This window comes from Thermoflexus sp. (genome assembly GCF_042408365.1).
Classification (GTDB): Bacteria; Chloroflexota; Anaerolineae; order Thermoflexales; family Thermoflexaceae; genus Thermoflexus.
The window spans coordinates 1-4746 of the sequence record NZ_JBHOQJ010000307.1 but is presented as its reverse complement, the minus strand read 5'-3'; the positions used below and the strand labels follow the sequence as shown (position 1 = coordinate 4746).

The following is a 4746-nucleotide window of genomic DNA, read 5'->3' as shown; positions in this document are numbered from 1 at the left end:
CCGGGCGCCGAAGGCGCCCGGCTCGCCCCTAAATCCCTATGGTAAATTCCTCATAATCATCAATCGGCCTCTCGAGGCGCTTCGGATCAAGCGTCCGCGCAGGCGGACGAGGGAAACCTTTGGTTGGGACAGGCCGACCGTTGGCCGGAGGCCTCAGGAGGGCAACTTCAGTCGGCCTGAGGAGCGAAGCGCCGGCTCAGGGCCTCTGCGGTGAATTGGGCCAGATCCCGGAAGAGGGGCTCCGCCTGGGCTTCCTGTTCCTCCGGCGGCAGGCGCAGGTGGGCCTCCACCCGTTCCGCCATTTCCTCCAGGGCCTGGGGGTCCGCCTCTGGCGACAGCAGTTCCATCAGCGCCCGGTGAGCTCCTTTACGCGCCATCACTTCTAGCCCATCCAGGATCTGCCGGTGGGGTGTGCCCTCCCAAATCGGCAGGATCATGGCCTCCCGCAGCCAGCGCTCCGCTGGATATTCCCCGAGCACCCCCATCCCTCCATAGACCTCCATCGCCCATTTAGCGGTCTGCACAGCCTGCTCAGCCGTCCAGTATTTCGCGAGGTGGGTCAACAGGCGGAAAAGGTGATAGCGAGGGGAATATGGCGGCCGTTCCATCCGGATCTCCTCCAACATTCGAACGGTTGTCCAGGCGAGGGCAAAGGATGCCCGGAGCCCATGCCAGCGTTCCTCAAACTGGCGACGCAACAGGGGATGCTGAAGGATCGGGCGGCCGAAGGCGACGCGGCGTTCGGCGAAGGCAAGGGCCTCAGCCATAGCGCGTTGCATCAGCGCCACGCTGCCGATGCTGTTGGCCACCCGTGAGACGTTGAGAACCTCCAGGATCAGGTAGATCCCCTCCTCCACACGACCCAGCAGGTAGGCCTCGCTATCCCGTAGCTCCACCTCCCCAGTGGGCACCGCGCGCGTGCCGATTTTGTCTTTCAGGCGCCGGACGGTGTAATTCAAGCTTCCATCCTCTCGATATCGGGGCACCAGGAAGAGCGCAAGTCCTCGGACCGTGCGCGGGGCGCCCTCAGGGCGGGCGGCGACCACGGCCAGTTCCGCTCCGACGTTGCTGGCGAAATATTTCTCACCGGTAAGCCGCCACTGGGGTCCTTCCAGGCGGGCGATGGTTTCCACCGCGGCCCCCAAATCCGAGCCGCCTCCCGCTTCCGTCATCCAGGTCGCCCCCTGCCAGACCTCGTTGTCCCGCCGGAGGAGCGGGGGAAGGAAGCGAGCTTGAAGATCCGGACCCCCATATTTGTGAAGAGCCATGGCGGTGGCCAGAGAGACCGTATAGGGACAATAGAGGCCAGCATCATAGAATGCGGTGAGGTAACCGATGAGGAATGTTGCAGAAAGCCCGACCCCTTCAAAGGCGTGCCAGACGGCGCCGGCCCGATAGCCTTGAAGGAGCATGCGGCGGTAATCCGGCGGATACAGGATCTCATCCACCCGATGTCCGAAGCGATCGAAGGCGCGAAGCCATGGCGTTCCCATGCGGTCGATCATCGTGGAGATGGCCTTCCCCTCCGCTTCCCACCAATTCTCCAGCTCCTCTAGCTCCAGCGCGGGGGGGAGGGAGATCCCGCACGATCGAAGAAAGCGGGTCGGTGTGCGCAGCGCTTCCAGATCCATACGCACCTCCGTAAGAGGTTGGTTCGGTTGAAGGGGATGAGGCCTTTCCGCCTCCTCTCGCGGGCCTCGAGCGGTGCGAATTTATTCGAAGAGAGCCGAGGCGGCCAGTTCATTTTCTCACAGGTTCGGACACCTAGCCAAGGCTTGAAAGCTCCTGGCCCATGCTTCGAGAACATGAAGGATCGGTCCACCCGGTGATAAAATCCCTACAGCAGTCCCCGGAAACGGCTCAGGGAACGAGGGATGCGAGGATTTCCGAAGAGGCCGATGGCCGTATTGCTCCTCTTGCCCGGGCTGGCGGTTTTCATCGCGCTGGTTCGGGCCGAGGCGGCACCGCTGCCTTCGCCGCTCTGGGGCCCTAATGTCGTTGCGAACACCGACCGAAGCGGCTTTGCACAACAGGAGCCCAGCTTAGCGATCCATCCCCTGAATCCGCAGAACCTGGTGGTGGCCGCCAAGGATTTCCGCCGCACCCAGGATATGACCCGTGAGGTCTGGATCTACGTTTCCTTCGACAGCGGGCAATCCTGGCCGATTCAGATCCCCTTCCCCGGGCTTCCACCAACCATCACCCGGCAAAGCGATCCTGTGGCGCTGGCGACAGAGGATGGACGCTTCTACGTCCTGGCCCTGGGCGCTGGGACGCCGGCCTATCGACATCATGGCCTCTTCCTGACTTGGTCGGATGATGGCGGGCGCACCTGGCAGGATGCCGTGACGGTGATCTCCGATCCATCCACGATTTTGGATGATAAACCGTGGCTAGCCCGGGACAACCGGCCGCGCAGCCCGTTCTACGGGCGCCTGTATGTGGCATGGCGCCCGATGCATGCGGATGTGTTGTGGATAGTCCGCTCTCAGGATGGCGGGCTATCCTGGTCGCCTCCCGTGACAGCGACAGCGGGCGAGGGCGTTCAAGGGGCGATGCCGGTGGTCGGGGCGGACGGCGCGGTCCATCTGTTCTATGTCGAACCGCTATCGCCCACCGCGCCCGGGGAGATCCGGGTGGTGACTTCCTTCGATGGGGGTCGCTCTTTCTCTGCTCCACGGACGGTTGCTAGCGTCCTCCAGCCTCCCAGCCCGGTGCGACCTTATGATCAGTGGCGGCTCTATGCCTTGCCCAGCGCCGCTGCGGATCCGGTCGATGCGAACCGGCTTTATGTGGTCTGGACGGGGCTCTCACCTCAGGAGTCCTTAGGGACGGAGGTGGTCTTCGCCCGGAGTGAGGATGGGGGCCGCACCTGGAGCGTATCCATACCTTTCGCGGCCTCCGGGGACGCTGTGCATCCGATTGTGCGGACGGATGCGCGGGGGTGGGTGCACGTGTTCTGGCTGGATCGCCGTCGGGATCCGCGGAACCGCTTGTTCGATGCCTTCTATGCGTATTCCCCGGATGGTGGCCGGACCTGGAGCCCTCCGTTTCGGGTGAGCAACCGCTCCTTCGACCTGAACGTCCAGGTGCCGCCGATCAGCCCGGCCCCTGGGGATTACTGGGGTCTGGATGTGGGCCCCAACCGGATATGCGCAGCCTGGAGCGACACGCGCTTTGGCGATGAGGATATCATCGTGACATGTGGGATCCTTCCTCTTGCTTCTCGCCTCTTGTTCCCACTGGTCCCGCTTTGGTAAGATCAGCTGGGCGCCGTGGGCGCACGCCACGGGCGAACATGCTGTCAGAGGGCTGGAGGCCAACTTCGGCGCTAAACCATTTCCCCTTCTCTCTCCCCGCAGCCTAAAGGGCTGCGGGGAGAGAGGAAGGAAGGGGGGCCTTTGTCTTCCCAATTGCATACCCCGGAATGAAAAAGCAGTGTAGGCGCACGGCCGGCCCTTCGCGGCTCTTGGAGGGCTTTTAGGGATTAGAGGTTGTGGAGGATGGCCCTGAACCCCCCACGGGGTTATCGGCCTTTCCACTTGTTATGCCAAAGTAACAGGAATTTGAACCCCAATTCGTTTATGTTAGACTGAAAGCTGGAACAGACGAAGGCAAAGAGAACACTGCACGAGGATGGGAACAGTTCGACAAGCGACCGCGCGAGCGCATCCGAATATTGCGTTTATTAAATACTGGGGGAACCGGGACGATCAGCTCCGGCTTCCGGCGAACCCTTCGCTCTCCATGAACCTGGGTGCCCTGGGCACGATCACCACCGTGACTTTCCTCGAGGAAGATGGTCCCGATGTGTTGATCCTCAACGGGGCTCGGGTAGAGGGTTCGGCTCGGGACCGCGTGGAGGCGTTCCTGAATCATGTGCGAGGGATCGCCGGCTATCGAGGGCGGGCGGTGGTGGAATCGTGGACCGATATCCCTGCGGGGGTTGGGCTCGCCTCCTCCGCCGCTGCGTTCGCGGCGCTGGCGGTGGCTGCTGCAGCTGCGCTGAATCTGCATTTATCGGAGCGTGAGCTTTCCATCATTGCCCGGCTCGGCTCCGGGTCTGCGTGCCGTTCGGTGCCGCCTGGCTTTGTGGAGTGGGTTGCGGGGGAGCGCCATGAGGATTCCTATGCTTACAGCATCGCACCGCCGGATCACTGGGCGTTATGGGATGTGATCGCCATCGTCAGCGAGCAGCACAAAGCGGTCGGCTCCACCGAGGGCCATCGTCGGGCGGCCACCAGCCCTCTGCATGCCCTGCGGGTGGCAACTGCCCCAGAGCGCCTCGCCGGCTGCCGGGAGGCGATTCTGCGACGGGATTTCGATTCTTTGGCGGAGATCATTGAAACAGACGCGATTTGGATGCATGCGGTGATGATGACCTCTCGTCCTCCCTTATTTTATTGGGAACCGGGCACTATCACGGTCTTGCAAGCGGTCCGGCGCTGGCGGGATGAGGGGTTGCCTGTAGCGTTCACCCTGGATGCCGGTCCCAATGTCCACATCATGTGTCCTGAGGAGGTCGTCCCTGAGCTGACCCGGCGCCTTCAGACTGTGCCGGGGGTGCGGCGGGTGCTCACCAGCGGCCCGGGAGGTGGGGCGCATCGAGTCTTTGAAACCGAATCTTCGATGAGGAAAAGGGCCTAATCTTTTAAGGCTGCCCTGTTGCAGACAACCGAGGAAGTCATCCCAACTCGTAGTGACGAACTTTCGATTCGTGGAATTTCTGTGAGGGGCGGGCCGCGT

General features: G+C 62.6%; 3 protein-coding genes. 2 read left to right on the top strand and 1 reads right to left on the bottom strand.

Features of this window, described 5'->3' with window-relative positions; translation table 11 throughout:
* Positions 1-167: 167 nt before the first annotated feature.
* Positions 168-1631, bottom strand: coding sequence for an acyl-CoA dehydrogenase family protein (locus ACFMO5_RS14065; RefSeq protein WP_376793378.1), 1464 nt, complete (start codon positions 1629-1631; stop codon positions 168-170).
* 243 nt (positions 1632-1874) lie between these two features.
* Here ACFMO5_RS14065 and ACFMO5_RS14060 point away from each other — a divergent pair, with 243 nt between their 5' ends.
* Both ACFMO5_RS14060 and mvaD read left to right on the top strand, forming a co-directional pair.
* Entirely contained in the window at positions 1875-3260 is a 1386-nt protein-coding gene (locus ACFMO5_RS14060; RefSeq protein ID WP_376793377.1) for an exo-alpha-sialidase, read from the top strand.
* A gap of 376 nt (positions 3261-3636) precedes the next feature.
* On the top strand, positions 3637-4647 hold the full coding sequence (mvaD, locus tag ACFMO5_RS14055) for a diphosphomevalonate decarboxylase (RefSeq protein WP_376793376.1): 1011 nt from the start codon (positions 3637-3639) through the stop codon (positions 4645-4647).
* Positions 4648-4746 lie beyond the last annotated feature (99 nt).